Raw genomic sequence first — 14,712 nt, 5'->3', positions numbered from 1 at the left:
TCATATGGCACAGCGGCCTCCGCCTCTCCTCTCGGTTCAGGTATTTGCCCTCACGTGCACAACGATAGGCGCGCTGCGCCCCGGCACGGTACGTTCGGCAAACGCGCGCTGCCGGCCGAAGGTGCTGTCGAATCCGCGGCTGCGCGCCGATTCACCCGGCTGCGCGTGACCGCGCGTCAGGTGGCAGCCGACGATGCCAAAACTTGGACGAACGCGTGTATACCCGCCAGCGTGTGCGCGGGCATCATGATGTCGCAGAACGGCAGGGCCGCCGCCATCGCACCGGTGGCCGGCTGGAATCGGGAGTCACCCGCACGGGGATTGAGCCAGATGACGCGCCAAGCCCGGCGTCGGATCCGGGCCATCGCACGGGCCAGCAGATCAGGGGTGTCGCTGTCCCAGCCGTCCGACGCGATGACGACGACGGCGCCGCGCACCGCGTTACCGGACGGAGTCGTGAGCAGCGCGCCGAGGCATCGGCCGATATGTGTGCCGCCGTAGCGGTCGAGCACCTTGTCGTTGGCTCGGGTCACCGCGACATCCGGGGACCGGTGCGCGAGCACCGAGGTAAGTCTGGTCAGCGAGGTGGAGAAGGCGAACACCTCGGGTCGATCGGGCGAACGGCGCTGCATCGCGGCCCGCATCAGATGCAGGTAGACCGTCGAGTACGGCTGCATCGAGCGGCTGACGTCGCAGATCATGACGATTCGGCGCGGGCGGCGCCGGGGACGAGTGCGGACCAGCACCGCTGGCTCCCAGCCGGTGCGGCGGGAGTTGTTCATCGTCGCCCGGAAGTCGATCCGTTTGCCGTGCACATGGTTTTCGTACCGCCTGCTGCTGCGCTGCGGCCAGAACGCCGACGCCTGCTCCAGCCAGGCGCCGACTGTCCGCACATCGTCCGGATCGAAGCGGGCGAACGGTTCCTGTTCTCGTGCTGCGAACCGGCTGGGCAGCACGTCCGGCAGCGTCACACTCCGGTCGGTTGGCCGGTCGGCGCCGGTAGCTGATTGCAGTGTCGCCCACGGGACTTCACCACCTTGCCGCGGCTGCACCCGACCGCCCACGCCGGGTGCGGTCATGTGTTCGGCCTGCTGTCCGTGCGTTCGGCTCGGCGGGTCCACACCCAGCACCGCGTCGGCGAACACCGCCGCGAACACCGCGTCGAAGGCGGCGAGATCCTGCATGCGATCGACGAGTGTGAGTCGCATCGCCCAGTAGAGCTCGGTACGCGACCGCGGCGCCATACGACGCAAGGCTTGCACGAACAGCGCGGGCCCGCTCGGCGCCACCGCGACGCCGCCGCACCGCAATCGCGCGACCACCGCGACGGCGAATGCGGCCAGGTCGATGCCGCGCAGCAGAGCGGCTCGTGTCATCGCTTCCCGCGCATCTTCCTGCGTACCAGGATGATTCCGAGCACGGCCGCGAGCACGAGAGCAATGGCGGGCGCATACTTCTTGATCACCGCGGGCCCGACCAGACCGACGAGATCCAGCGGTGCCGGCTCGGATTCTGCGATCGGTTGCGGCCGCGCCTCTCCCCCGTGCGGCCCGGCTACCGGTTCCGCAGCGGCCTTGTCGCCCACGAGTTTCGCCTCCAAGGATGCGACGAATTGACCGATCATCTTCTCGGACACTTGCTGCAGCATCCCGCTGCCGAATTGGGCGAGCTTGCCGACGATCTTGAGGTCGGTGTCCACGATGACCCGGGTCTCGTCGCCGTCCTCGCGCAGTTGTGTGGTGATGGTCGCCGCCGCGTTTCCGGATCCGCGGGTATCCCGGCCGCGGCCGTCGATGACCGCGCGATGGTCGTGTTCGTCGCGCTCGACGAATTTTGCTTTCCCGGTGAATTCGCTGGTCACCGGGCCGACTTTGACCTTCAGTCGGCCGAGGAAGTCGTCTCCCTCCCAACCGGCCATCTGCGCGCCGGGCATCAGCCCGACGACCTGTTCGAGGTCGGTCAGCACCTCCCATGCCTTTTCGACGGGTGCGTGGACGGTGAACTCATTGACGATCTTCATCGATGTATCCCTCTCATCCGGTAGGCAGGCCCTGGGTGTATTCGACGAATGCCACGTGCAAGGTGGCGCGGTCGTCGGGTGTCTTGGCCAATGCGCTCAGCGCGGCGACCGCGTCCGGCGCGGTGAGATCGGCGACGTCGAGGGTCGCCAACGCGGCGATCCAGTCGATGGTCTCGGCGACGCCAGGCGGTTTGTCGAGATCGAGACCGCGCGCGTGGGCGACGAATCGGGTGGCATGCTCGATCAGCGCGTCGGTGGCTCCGGGCACGGTGCGTCGCACGATCGCCACAGCGCGGGCCGGCTCCGGGTAGTCGATCCAGTGATAGAGGCAGCGCCGCCGGAGCGCGTCGTGCAGGTCGCGACTGCGGTTCGAGGTCAGCACCGCCAGCGGCGGCTGCTCGGCAGCAAAGGTCCCGAGTTCGGGGACGGTCACTGTGGTCTCACCGAGGAATTCCAGCAGCAGCGCCTCGAATTCGTCGTCGGCACGGTCGATTTCGTCGACCAGCAGTACCGGCGGCGTCGGACCGCGATACCGCACACAGCGCAGGATCGGGCGGTCGACCAGGAATGCCTCGGTGAACAGGTCGGCTTCGGTGAGGTCGGCGCCGCGCGCCTCGGCGAGCCGGATGCTGAGCAGCTGACGCTGATAATTCCAGTCGTACAGCGCTTCGTTCACGGTGAGGCCCTCGTAACACTGCAGGCGGATCAACGGTGCCCCGAGCACGGTGGCGAGGGTCTTCGCCGCCGTCGTCTTGCCCACTCCCGGTTCGCCTTCCAGCAGCAGCGGCCGCCCCAGCGTGGTGGCCAGATAGAACGCCGCGGCGGTTCCGGTGTCGAGCAGAAAGTCGTCGGCGTCGAATCGTCGCACCACGTCCTCGACATCGTCGAACGGTGACATCATGGCGGCGTCGCGGCGCGCAAGCGCTCGTAGTCGTCCCAGGTGTCCACGTCCAAGGGCACCGGTGCGTCGACGTCGAGCCGGGACACCGCGACGCGGCCCGACTCGATGATCTTCCACACGGCCTTGTCGCCGTGCAGTCGGGCCAGCTCGCCGAATACGCTGCGGCTGAGCCAGAATGGATGCCCGACACCGTCCCGGTAGCGGCAGATCGTGATCGCGGCGGTCGTTCCCTCGGCGATCAGTCGCTCGACGGTCGACGCCGACAGACCCGGTTGGTCACCGAGCATCAGCACGACTCCGGCGGCCCGGGGATGCACCGAGCTCAGGGCCGAACGCAACGACGACGAACAGCCCGATCCGAAGTCGTCGGCCATGACCACCTCGACGCCGGTGAGATCGACCTGCTGCCGCACCGCCGCCGCCGCACCGCCGAGGGTGACGATGATCTGATCGAAAGCGCAGGATCGCACCACGTCGAGGGTGGCGCCGAGAATCGTCGTATCCCGGTACGGCAGAATCTGCTTCGCAGTACCGAGCCGCCGTGAGCTTCCCGCGGCGAGCACGACTCCGGTGACGAAACCGATCATGAGCCTGGATGCGCCTCAGCGAAAGAGGTGCGGCAGCCGGAGCTGCAGAACCAGTGGTCGACATCGTCGACAGTGAGACGTGGTGTGTCCGGCCCGACCGTCACGGTCATCCCGCACACCGGATCGAGTGCCTCGAATGCGACGCTCGCCGGGCGGGCCGGGACGGCCAAACCGCCTTTGCGGATCGCCTGGATCACTTCCGCGACAATCGAGACGGCTATTTCCGCGGATGTCTTGGCGCCGATGGGCAGACCCACCGGTGTGCGCACCCGCGCTCGCTCGGCGTCGGTCAATCCGAGTTCGTCCAGAATGGACGCTCCCCGAATCCGGCTGGCGACCAGTCCGATATACCCCACTCCCGCGTCAAGGGCGGTACGGATCAGCTCGGCTTCCGGGCCGCCATGGCTGGCGATCACCACCGCGGTCGTGTCTGCCAGCGAATCCGGCGAGTCGGCGTCGGCAGCGCTGCGTCGCACCCCGAATCCAACCAGTTCGCACACATCGGCCAGTGCGTCCGCGATAGGTGTCACCCCGCTGATGCGCACCAGAGGCGCCGGGATCTGCGGCTCGAGGAATATCTCCAGCGCTCCGCCGGACAGACAGGGATTCACTACCACCGTCGCGCCGGGCGCCTCGGGAAATTGCAGATCGCCGTCGGGTAGCACCCGCAGCAGCACACTCTCGTTCGACTGCAGGGCACCCAGCGCCGCCTTGCGGACCGAGTTCTGGGCGCACTGGCCGCCGACGAATCCTTCGATCGTCCCGTCTTGCAAGAGGATCGCCTCGTCCCCGGCGTGCGCGGAGGTCGGTTGCTGTGCGCGCACGACGGTAGCGTGCACGAACGGAGTCCGGGTGCGGACCAGCTGCTGTGCACGCTCGGTGATCTTCATCGGTGATCCCATATCGCCCGCGTCCGCTCAGATGGGCGGTGTGGCCCGGCCCTGCATCGCTTCCCAGACCCGCGACGGTGTCAGCGGCATGTCGGCGTGCCGAACTCCGAACGGCGCCAATGCATCCACCACAGCGTTGACCACCGCCGCCGGGGATCCGACCGTGGCCGATTCGCCGATGCCTTTGGCGCCGATCGGGTGGTGCGGCGAAGGAGTGACCGTGTACCCGGTTTCGAGATGCGGAACTTCGAGTGCCGTCGGGATGAGGTAGTCCATCAGGGATCCGCCGAGGCAGTTGCCGTCCTCGTCGAAGGCGATGATCTCCATCAACGCCATACCGATGCCGTCGGTGATGCCTCCGTGGACCTGGCCCTCGATGATCATCGGATTGATCCGGGTTCCACAGTCGTCGACGGCGAGGAAGCGCCGGACCTTGACCACGGCGGTCCCAGGGTCGATATCGACGACGCAGAAGTACGCGCCGTAGGGGTAGGTGAGATTCTCCGGGTTATAGCAGACCTGGGCGTCGAGTCCGCCCTCGATGCCCTCGGGGAGGTCACCGGCGCCGTGTGCTCGCATCGCGATCTGCTGGATCGTCACGGCCGCGGACGGATCGCCCTTGACGTGGAACGAGCCCTTCTCCCACTCGAGGTCAGCGACGGAGACCTCGAGCATGCCGGAGGCGATGATCCGCGCTTTGTCGCGCACCTTCCGCGCGGCCAGTGCGGCAGCGGCGCCCGAGACCGGTGTCGACCGGCTGCCGTAGGTGCCGAGGCCGAACGGCGTCTGATCGGTGTCGCCGTGCACCACGTCGATGTCGTCCGGTGGTATGCCGAGTTCCTCGGCGACGATCTGGGCGAAGGTCGTCTCGTGCCCCTGCCCTTGGGTCTGCACCGAAAGCCGCACAACGGCTTTGCCGGTCGGATGGACGCGCAACTCGCACCCGTCGGCCATCCCGAGTCCGAGAATGTCCATATTCTTGCGCGGTCCCGCGCCGACGGCCTCGGTGAAGAAGGACATCCCGATGCCCATCAACTCGCCGCGGGCGCGCTTGTCCTGCTGTTCTTTCCGCAAGGCGCGGTAGCCGATCATGTCCATCGCCAGGCGCATCGTCTTCTCGTAGTCGCCGGAGTCGTAGACCCAGCCGGTCTTGCTGGTGTATGGGAACTGTTCGGGGCGAAGGAGATTCCGCAGCCGCAGCTCGGCGGGATCCATCTTCAGTTCGTAGGCGAGGCAATCGACCAACCGCTCGACGAAGTAGGCCGCCTCGGTGATCCGGAACGAACAAGCGTAGGCGACGCCGCCGGGGGCCTTGTTCGTGTAGACCGCGGTCATCTTGCAGTAGGCCGCCTCGATGTCGTAGCTGCCGGTGAATACGCCGTAGAAACCAGCCGGATACTTCAACGGCGCGGCCGTGCCGTTGAAGGCGCCATGATCGGCGAGGACGGTCGACCGGATGGCCAGGATCTTGCCGTCGCTGTCGGCCGCGATCTCGCCGAGCATGATGTAGTCGCGGGCGAACCCGGTGCTGGTGAGATTCTCGCTGCGATCCTCCATCCATTTCACCGGTTTGCCCAGCAACAGCGACCCGACGATGGCGCAGACGTATCCCGGATAGATGGGCACCTTGTTGCCGAACCCGCCGCCGATATCGGGCGAGATCACCCGGATCTTGTGCTCGGGGAGCCCGGCCACCAACGCGTAGAGCGTGCGGTGGGCATGCGGCGCCTGACTCGTCGACCACAGCGTGAGCTTCCCCGTCACAGGATCGAGATCCGCGACGGCACCGCATGTCTCCATCGGGGCGGGATGCACACGCGGATAGACGATTTCTTGCTTGACGACGACGTCGGCGCGTGCGAACGCCGCCTCGGTCGCGGCGGCGTCGCCGGTCTCCCAGTCGAAGCAGTGGTTGTCCTGCTTGCCCTCGAGATCATCGCGGATCACCACCGTGTCGGGGGCCAGTGCGGTCCGGGCGTCGATCACCGGATCGAGCATCTCGTACTCGACGTTGATGAGCTCCAACGCATCGCGCGCGGAGTAGCGATCCTCGGCGACGACGAAGGCCACCTCCTGGCCCTGGAAACGGACCTTGTCCGTCGCCAGCACTGCTTGCACGTCGTTGGACAGCGTCGGCATCCAGGCCAGTCCCTTCGCCGCGAGATCCGCACCGGTGACAACCGCTTTGACCTTCGGATGGGCCTGTGCGGCGGAGACGTCGACGCTCACGATCCGTGCGTGCGCGAACGGGGAACGCAGGATCGCCATGTGCAACATGCCGGGCAGCGACACGTCGTCGACATAATTGCCGTGTCCGCGAATGAACCGGGGATCCTCTTTGCGGAGCATCCTCCCGTGACCGCACGGCTTGCGGTCGTTGTCGACCCGGTCTTCGGGCCGGGACTCGACGGCGGTCATGACGCGCTCCCAACCGGCGTTTCCGTGGCCGCGGGTTCGGGCTCCGCGGCGGCGCCTCGTTGCTTCGCCGCGGCCCACTGGATCGACCGGACGATGGTGGTATATCCGGTGCAGCGGCAGATCTGGCCCGAGATCGCCTCGCGGATGGTCTGCTCGTCGGGATCCGGGTTACGGTCCAGCAGTGCGCGGGCGGTGATCATCATTCCGGGCGTGCAGAATCCGCACTGCAACCCGTGACACTGCATGAAGCCCTCCTGCACCGGATCGAGCCGGCCGTCCACCTCGAGTCCCTCGACGGTGCGCACCGCACGACCGTGGGCCATGACGGCCAGCATCGTGCAGGACTTCACCGGTTCGCCGTCGACCTCCACCACGCAGGTGCCGCAGTTGCTGGTGTCACAGCCCCAGTGGGTTCCGGTGAGCCGCAGCTGATCTCGCAGGAAATGCACGAGCAGGGTGCGTGGCTCGACTTCCGCGGTCACCGGCTCGCCGTTGACGGTCATGGTTACCTGCATGGCTAATTCCCTTTCAGCGCAGGGTGGTTCAGTACGCGCTCGGCCGCGGTGCGGAGCGCGCGAATCGTCAGTACGGACGCGAGATGGCGCTTGTAGTCCGCGCTGCCGCGCGCATCGGAGACCGGTGAGCACGCCGCGCTCGCCCGGCGGCCCGCTTCGGAAAAGACCTCTTCGGTGGGTGGCTCGCCGATGAGCACGTCGTCCACCGAAGCGGCGAGCGCCGCCGGATCGGGGTCGACCGCTGTCAGACCGATTCGTGCGGCCGCTATCGTCCCGTCCCGCAGTGTCACCGTCGCGCCTGCTGCCGCGATCGCCCAGTCGCCGACCCGGCGCTCCACTTTGGCGTAGGCACTCGAAGTCCGATGCCGCACGGGAATTCGGATCTCGAGCAAAAGTTCGTTTCGCGACATGGCGGTTTCGTACGGACCGACCAGGAAGCCGTCCATGGCGATTTCCCGGTCGCCGGAGGGTCCGCGTACCAGGCAGGTGGCGCCGAGGACCGTGCAGACCGTGGTGAGATCCTCGGCTGGGTCGGCCTGGCACAGCGAGCCGCCGATCGTGCCGCGGTTGCGCACGACCGGGTCGGCGATCACGCGCTCGGCGTCCCGGAAGATCGGGCACACCGCGGCGAGGTCGTCGGATTCGAGCAGGTGCCGATGCCGGACCATCGCACCGATTCGCACCAGGGTCGGATCGGTGACGATGTATCCCAGCTCGGCAGCCAGGTCGTTGATGTCGATGAGATATTCCGGATTGGCCAGCCGCAGTTTCATCATCGGCAGCAGGCTGTGCCCGCCCGCGATGATGCGCGCCTCCTCCCCGAGCCGGTCCAGTAGTCCGATGGCGTGATCCACGCCCGTCGCGCGTTCGTATTCGAATGGCCCAGGAACTTGCATGTGACTTACCTCACATCAATGGGGAGAAGCCCAGCCTCTGCGCCGCTGACACCGTCGTCAAGACCGAATTAAGGAATCACTTAATTCCCGGTTCGCGGCGTGTGGTGAATCCGTCCGCCGGTTCGGGTCAGTGATCGGCCGTGCCCGCCCCAGCGCTGCGCGATGATCTCGGCCGCGATGGACACCGCCGTCTCTTCCGGTGTCCGGCCGCCGAGATCCAGCCCGATCGGGCTGGCAAGCCGAGCGAGTTGCTCTTCGGTGAGACCGGCCTCTCGCAGGCGGGCCAACCGCTGGTCGTGCGTGCGGCGCGAGCCCATCGCGCCGACATAGCCGATCTCCGGTGCACGCAGCGCCACCTCGAGCAGTGGAACGTCGAACTTGGGATCGTGGGTCAGCACGCAGACGACGGTCCGCGAATCGACCGCACCGGCCGCGATCTGTGCGGCCAGGTAGCGGTGCGGCCAGTCGACGACGACTTCGTCGGCGGTCGGGAACCGGGCGGAGGTGGCGAAGACCGGCCGCGCGTCGCACACCGTCACCCGGTACCCCAGGAACGATCCCTGCTGGGCCACGGCGGCGGCGAAATCGATGGCTCCGAACACCAGCATCCGCGGCTGCCGAGCATGACTGGCGACGAAAACCGCCATGCCCTCGCCGCGGCGCTGCCCGTCCGGACCATAGGACAGCACCTCGCTTCGGCCCGCTGCGAGCAGCCCGCGTGCGTCATCGATCACCGCATCGTCGGTGCGCGCCGACCCCAGCGTGCCGTGCGCGCTGTTCGGCCGGATCAGTAGCCGTCGCCCTACGCGGGCGGCGTCCGGGTGCTCGATGACGGTCGCGATCGCGACCGGCCGCTGGTCGGCGATGTCCGCGGCGACCTCGCTGAGTTCCGGGAACGTGTCCTGGGAGATCGCTTCGATGAAGATGTCGATGATGCCGCCGCAAGTGAGGCCGACGGCGAATGCGTCGTCGTCGGAGAACCCGTACCGCTGCAGTGCCGGACGACCGGTCCGCATGACGTCGGTGGCGAGTTCGTAGACCGCACCTTCGACGCAGCCACCGGACACCGACCCGCCGACCGTCCCGTCCGGGGCGACGACCATGGCCGCGCCAGGCGGTCGCGGCGCCGAACGGAAGGTACGCACGACCGTCGCGACCCCGGCCGTGCCCCCGGCATTCCAGGTTGTCATCAGATCCGCGAGCACGTCCTGCATGATGCGTCCTCCGGACGCGATGCGGCGGTAGGCACTGCGTCCACCTCCAAACTAGACTCGGATCGTGACGCCCGCCCAGCTTCGGGCCTACTCGACCGTGGTGCGGCTCGGCTCCGTCCATGCGGCGGCCAGAGAGCTGGGGATGTCCGATGCCGGTGTCTCCCTGCACATCGCCCAGCTGCGCAAGGAACTCGCCGACCCGCTGTTCACCCGCGCGGCGGCGGGCCTGGCCTTCACGCCCGGCGGATTGCGCTTGGCCAGCCGGGCGATCGAGATTCTCGGACTGCAGCGCCAGACCGCCATCGAGGTGAGCGAAGCGGCGCACGGCCGGCGGCTGCTGCACATCGCCGCATCGAGCGCGTTCGCCGAACACGCAGCGCCCGGCCTCATCGACTTGTTCGCGGCGCGGGCGAAGGATCTTTCGGTCGAGCTGAGTGTGCATCCCACCAGCCAGTTCCGCAGCCTGATCGAGACCCGCGCGGTCGACATCGCGCTGGGGCCCGCGCCCGCCGGCACCGGAACGACCATCGCCACCCGGCCATTCCTGAAGTATCAGATCATTTCGGTCGCGCGCCCCGACAGCCCGCTGGCGGGCGCCACACCACATCCGGCGCTGCTGCGGGAGCAACAGTGGATGCTGGGCCCCAGCGCAGGCAGTGTCGACGGGCACATCGCGACGATGTTGCGCGAGTTGGCCGTTCCCGAATCGCACCAGCGGATCTTTCAGAGCGACGCCGCCGCGCTCGAAGAGGTCCGCCGTGTCGGAGGCATCACCCTGACGATCGGCTTCGCCGTCTCCTCCGACCTCGCGGCCGCTCGGCTGATCCACATCAAGGGGCCCGGGCTGCAGGTATCCGACGAGTGGTGCGCCACCACATTGCCGCCCGATTCCCGCCAGCCCGCGGTGTCGGAGCTGCTGCGGTTCATCACCACGCCGCGATGCCTCCAGGCGATGATCCGCGGGTCCGGCGTTGGCGTCACGCGGTTCCGCCCGAAAGTCCATGTGACACTGTGGAGTTGAACGCGACCGACATCCGGAAGTAGCTCTGGTGTCCGGCACCCGCTTCGTCAGCAGTTGGTGGGGGCGGGTTCTCCGCGGACCCGCGCGTCGAGCCACATCGCCGCCGCGGGTGTACCCACTACCGCCGTGGACAGATGCGGGGGTGGCGATTCGGCCGCGGGCACCCGCAGTGTCTGCACCCGCACCCCGGCCGCGCACCAGCGGCGGATGGTGTTCTCGATGGCATCGACCGCAATCTGCTGGTCGTCTGGCGAGTGCCATTCGAAGATCGGTATTTCCGGCACCCCGGCGTAGAGCTCGAGGCTGTTCTCCTCCCCCACCGACCGGGCTTCGGGGCTGTCGAAGATCGAAGTGCTGGTGAGGTACTCGCGAGCGCTGCCGCCGACGCCCGCGAGGAGGATCTCGTTGCTGCAGCTGTTGGCCATGGCATCACGGGCCGCGAGGCCGCGCGCGTTGAGATACGAGCTGAGCGGCAGCCGGTCCGGGTACTCCCGCTCCAGGCCGATCGCCGCCCCCATCGCCAGCCCGAAGGACGGGTGCGGCTCCAAGCCCACCGCCTCCGCCATCGTCACCAGGTTCATCGGGGCACCGCCAGTGGCTGCGCCCGCGAGCTCCAGCTCCGGTGCATACGTCGGCTGCAATGCGGCCGCCCATGCGGTGGCCAGGCCGCCGCCGGAGTAGCCGGCCATGACCGTCGGACTGTGCTGCGCAGCGAGCGCGGGCAGTCGTTTCACCGCACGGATGCCGTCCAGGACGATCTGGCCACCCAAACGCGCGGCCCCGAGAGCCATCTGCGGTCCGAGGTGATCGGGCAGCGCGACACTCCAACCCTGCGCCAGCGCCACGTTCAAAATCGGCATCGTCACCGTCAGATTCCGATCGCCGCCGTACAGCGAGCGCGATACCGCGCACTGGGTGCCGAGCGCGTTGATGAAATGCTGATACGACAGCAACGGCCCATTGGGCGCATGGTTGGCGGGCGTGAGCACCGTGGTGGTCGCCGCGATCGGCGCGCCGCGTGAGTTGGTGGACCGGAATTTGACCAGCGAGACGGTGGAGCCGGGGAAGATCGCCACCGGCGGCTGTGCTCGCACACCGAGCACATCCCCTGGTTGGTGTGCCGCCAAATCCGCAGGGGCGGCATAGAACGGGTCCGGATCCGGCCGCGGATACAGTGGTTCCCCGGTCGCCGTCGCCGCCAGGAGCAGCCCGAGTGCCACACCGCCGATCGCACCGAGGCTCCGAGCCAGACCGCTGCGCCTGCTGCCGGGGAAAAGAACACACTGCCGGATCACGACCTTGACCTCCACGGGTAGTTCGCGGCATTCGTCGACCAGCCAACCTGCATTCAAATCCGACATCGTCGGCAAACCTTCAGCGACACGCCGAACGGACAGCCGAAACGCAAGGAAATCGAGACTGTGACTCGATGTGCACGTTGGCGCCGACGGTCACCACCAGACCGTTCGAGTCGAGTCGAACTACCGGGTCACCGCGTCGCGGTAGGCAATCTGATCCACGATTGGAGGCGAGAATATCGGAATGCATATCAGAAGTGGTGCGCCTGACGATGCGGAACGGGTTGCGGAACTGCACACTGCGAGTTGGCGTTCGGCCTACGCGGGGATGATGCCGGAAGAGTTCTTGACCGGTCCCCTGCTCGAGGATCGTCTGACTGTATGGCGCAAACGACTTACCGATGACCCAACTGCCACAGGACTTTTCGTCGCCGAGGAGGCAGGCCAACCGGTCGGATTCGTTTATCTGACGCCGACTACGGACGGCCGCGTGCTGCTGGACAACCTGCACGCCGCACCCGGCCGTACTCGTGCGGGCATCGGTACCCGCCTGCTGCGCCACGGTCTGCAGTGGGCAGCCGCGAAGTATCCCGGCCGCATCGTCTACCTCGAGGTGCTGCAAGCAAACACCGCGGCAATCGCCTTCTACGAACGATATGGCGGGCACCGTACAGACGCGCGGACCGCGCACTTCGAGCAAGGGTTCGATCTTCCGGAATTCGAATACAGCTGGCCGCCGGGATTCGTACTTCGCTGACCGCAGACCGCGCCGAGGTCTCCCGCCTTCGCGGGACATTCCGGGGCCTCGGACCGTCAGTGTCGGAACGTGCCGCAGCAGGATCGCGGGTCAGGCCGGGTAGAGCGACCGGGAAGGCTGAGCCGATCGGCATCCAGCTGAGCTCATCGCCTGGACCCCGCCGCACCGATTGCGCCGGAGCCCCCGCGCCCGGTCGAAGCGGATCCGGGTGCATGATCCGGATCACTTGCCAACGGATCCTTCCTGGTCATGCGTATCCCCCAGATTTCCAGAGTTCCCGCCAAGGCCATGTACTGCAGGTAAGCCGCGACGACAAGGACGCCGCCGTAGTCGTGCCACCAGGCACGCAACGGCACCAGCGCGACCAGGCCGATGCAGAGCAGCGCCGCACCGAGCACCAATGCGGGTTTCCGCAGCGGCGCAAGCTGGCGGTCGAGGCCGAGTGCCGACGGCGCCGGTCGATCCGCGGAGCTGCGCGAACCGCCTGGCACTCGCGGAACAGCCGAGCGATTTCTGGTGGCGACTGAGTTGTGTGTGGAGTCGGTAGTAACCATGGCCTCTCGGGGGCCGACACTGCGATCGGCTGAGGTTGCGATTCGAGTATTCCGAGCGATCGACGCAGGAATCGCCGAGTTGGGCAATCCGATCCGGTGCCCGGTACGGCGATCTGCGCACTCCGTGCATGACGCAAGCTAACAATCAGCTAGCAATAGCGTGACGGTTATCGGAGTTGAAGTGAACATCGACTGCGTCACACCACCGGGCAGCACCGCTCGATACCGGATCGTGACCTTGCCTGGGCTGTGTGCCTTCAACTGGGCGAACCAGGCGGCCGGGACGCTCGGACGAGCGTGGCGACGGAGTCGATCACATCTTGCTGTTATTGAACCGATATGTTGGCTGGGCCCATGACGAGGTCCGGCGCGCTCGCTCGGCCTAGCTGGGGCGGTCGGCTGAGCGATCGGTGACCATCCCGATCGGGCCGCGAATCTGGCGGGCCACCGCACGGAACCAGCCGGAATCGTACCGGCCGCCCTCGGTGTCGAAGGCCGGCCGGAGTTCATACCAGCGCAGCCCCGGGCGCCGATGGTGCATGCCGTGCAGGTTGAAACTCAGTGCCAGGACTTCCAGTCGCGCGGGCAGTTCGAGGTTCAGAGCTTCGAGCGGCTCATCGAGGTCGGTGCCGTAGTGGTAAGCGTTGTCCGACAGCGAGACGATCACACCGCGCCCGGCCAGCGCCGCGAGGAGCATCCACCAGTGACTGCCGTAGGCGACGAACGCCGCGCCGTGGAGCACCGTGATCGCGGCCGCGTCGATGCGGAACTGCCCGAACACCTCGGTCCGCGCGACGCGTTCGAGCAGTGGTCCCGCCACCGTATCCGGCTCGTCCACCGCATGGGCGAGCCGACGCACGGCAGCGGCTGGCAGCGCTGCGAGCACGACTGCCGCGACCTCGAGCAGGTACAGCCCGCCGAAGAGCCGCAGGTAATACCCGGGCGCGGCCTTCGCCCAGCTGGACCTCGCCGGATCGTAGACCTCGCCCCGGTCACGGGTCCGGCTGTAGCGGTGGTGCAGCAGGTGACCGGCTTTGAGCAACGCGAACGGTGCGCCGTACAACACGGCGAGCATGCGTCCGTACTGGTCGTTGCGGGAGCGTCGGGGGTGCAGATTGCCGTGGACAGCCTCGTGAATCACCGCCCAGAATGTCGTCGTCAGCAACGCCAGCGGCAGCAGTGCCCAACCCCACGCCAGGGCGCGGGGCAACAGCAGAAGCGGTACGGCGAAGAGCTGGAGGAGATTGAGCGCGACCGCTACGCCGGTCAACCACGATCCGATCCGCCGCCCGTCGTCGCCGCGCTGCGCGCGGATAGCGTTGCCGGTGCGTCTCTCGGTCGTCTCGCCCTCGGTCACCTCGCCCGCCCTTCTCCGGAAGCCGAGCGTGCACGAGCTGTCCCACGAACACCCTTACGCGGGCTGTCGCACCCCTTACGTCCATGCAACGAAACGGTGCTGTGTCAGAACGTGGCCCACGCGAGTCGGTTCCGGGCGGCTCGGGCCGATCGCGTCGGCTAGCCATGGCTGCCACACATTCGGCTGAGTCCCTCCCGCGTGAGCCCGTCCCGGATGCGGTGTGCTGATCTTGACGACTGCTTCGTTTGCGTCAATGATTATTTGCCGGTCTTTTCCAGCCGGCG

General features: G+C 67.3%; 14 protein-coding genes. 2 read left to right on the top strand and 12 right to left on the bottom strand.

The features are described from left to right. Positions 1-176: 176 nt before the first annotated feature. From NA4_RS05350 to NA4_RS05310, 9 genes are all read right to left on the bottom strand, one after another. The gene (locus NA4_RS05350; protein ID WP_067464750.1) at positions 177-1,376 is read right to left on the bottom strand and encodes a vWA domain-containing protein; all 1,200 of its coding nucleotides are present in this window, start codon (positions 1,374-1,376) and stop codon (positions 177-179) included. Further along, positions 1,373-2,020 carry an SRPBCC family protein gene (locus tag NA4_RS05345; protein ID WP_067464747.1) on the bottom strand — a complete coding sequence of 216 codons (648 nt, stop codon included), beginning with the start codon at positions 2,018-2,020 and terminating at the stop codon, positions 1,373-1,375. Before NA4_RS05345 ends, NA4_RS05350 begins: the two co-directional genes overlap by 4 nt. A 13-nt stretch (positions 2,021-2,033) precedes the next feature. Further along, a complete protein-coding gene (locus NA4_RS05340) occupies positions 2,034-2,921 on the bottom strand; it encodes an AAA family ATPase (protein WP_067464744.1) in 888 nt (295 codons plus the stop codon). Beyond that, positions 2,918-3,508, bottom strand: a complete 591-nt coding sequence (locus tag NA4_RS05335) for a nucleotidyltransferase family protein (RefSeq protein WP_067464742.1) — start codon at positions 3,506-3,508, stop codon at positions 2,918-2,920. Before NA4_RS05335 ends, NA4_RS05340 begins: the two co-directional genes overlap by 4 nt. Then, entirely contained in the window at positions 3,505-4,398 is an 894-nt protein-coding gene (locus NA4_RS05330) for an XdhC family protein (protein ID WP_067464739.1), read from the bottom strand. Before NA4_RS05330 ends, NA4_RS05335 begins: the two co-directional genes overlap by 4 nt. 27 nt (positions 4,399-4,425) lie before the next feature. Continuing rightward, entirely contained in the window at positions 4,426-6,816 is a 2,391-nt protein-coding gene (locus NA4_RS05325; protein WP_067464736.1) for an aerobic carbon-monoxide dehydrogenase large subunit, read from the bottom strand. Continuing rightward, the gene (locus NA4_RS05320) at positions 6,813-7,331 is read right to left on the bottom strand and encodes a (2Fe-2S)-binding protein (RefSeq protein WP_067464732.1); all 519 of its coding nucleotides are present in this window, start codon (positions 7,329-7,331) and stop codon (positions 6,813-6,815) included. Before NA4_RS05320 ends, NA4_RS05325 begins: the two co-directional genes overlap by 4 nt. 2 nt (positions 7,332-7,333) lie before the next feature. Then, positions 7,334-8,227 (bottom strand): FAD binding domain-containing protein, encoded by an 894-nt coding sequence (locus tag NA4_RS05315; RefSeq protein ID WP_067464729.1) that lies wholly within the window; start codon positions 8,225-8,227, stop codon positions 7,334-7,336. An 80-nt stretch (positions 8,228-8,307) separates the two neighbouring features. Then, on the bottom strand, positions 8,308-9,441 hold the full coding sequence (locus NA4_RS05310; RefSeq protein WP_067464726.1) for an XdhC family protein: 1,134 nt from the start codon (positions 9,439-9,441) through the stop codon (positions 8,308-8,310). A 64-nt stretch (positions 9,442-9,505) separates the two neighbouring features. Between NA4_RS05310 and NA4_RS05305 the strand changes: the two genes are divergently transcribed. Then, positions 9,506-10,462: a LysR family transcriptional regulator gene (locus tag NA4_RS05305; protein WP_067464723.1), complete on the top strand. Its 957-nt coding sequence runs from the start codon at positions 9,506-9,508 to the stop codon at positions 10,460-10,462. A 47-nt stretch (positions 10,463-10,509) separates the two neighbouring features. Here NA4_RS05305 and NA4_RS05300 read toward each other — a convergent pair whose 3' ends face one another. After that, on the bottom strand, positions 10,510-11,712 hold the full coding sequence (locus NA4_RS05300) for a lipase family protein (protein ID WP_067464884.1): 1,203 nt from the start codon (positions 11,710-11,712) through the stop codon (positions 10,510-10,512). Positions 11,713-12,004: 292 nt separating this feature from the next. Between NA4_RS05300 and NA4_RS05295 the strand changes: the two genes are divergently transcribed. Then, positions 12,005-12,517 carry a GNAT family N-acetyltransferase gene (locus NA4_RS05295; RefSeq protein ID WP_067464720.1) on the top strand — a complete coding sequence of 171 codons (513 nt, stop codon included), beginning with the start codon at positions 12,005-12,007 and terminating at the stop codon, positions 12,515-12,517. Between the two features lie 143 nt (positions 12,518-12,660). On the opposite strand, the gene NA4_RS05290 is transcribed toward NA4_RS05295, so the two are convergent. Next, complete coding sequence (locus tag NA4_RS05290; RefSeq protein WP_067464718.1) at positions 12,661-13,008, bottom strand: hypothetical protein; 348 nt, start codon at positions 13,006-13,008, stop codon at positions 12,661-12,663. 445 nt (positions 13,009-13,453) lie between these two features. Further along, positions 13,454-14,428, bottom strand: a complete 975-nt coding sequence (locus NA4_RS05285; protein WP_245671119.1) for a fatty acid desaturase — start codon at positions 14,426-14,428, stop codon at positions 13,454-13,456. Positions 14,429-14,712 lie beyond the last annotated feature (284 nt).

This window comes from Nocardia amamiensis NBRC 102102, assembly GCF_001612745.1.
GTDB lineage: Bacteria > Actinomycetota > Actinomycetes > Mycobacteriales > Mycobacteriaceae > Nocardia > Nocardia amamiensis.
This window is presented reverse-complemented; position numbering and strand designations above follow the sequence as displayed.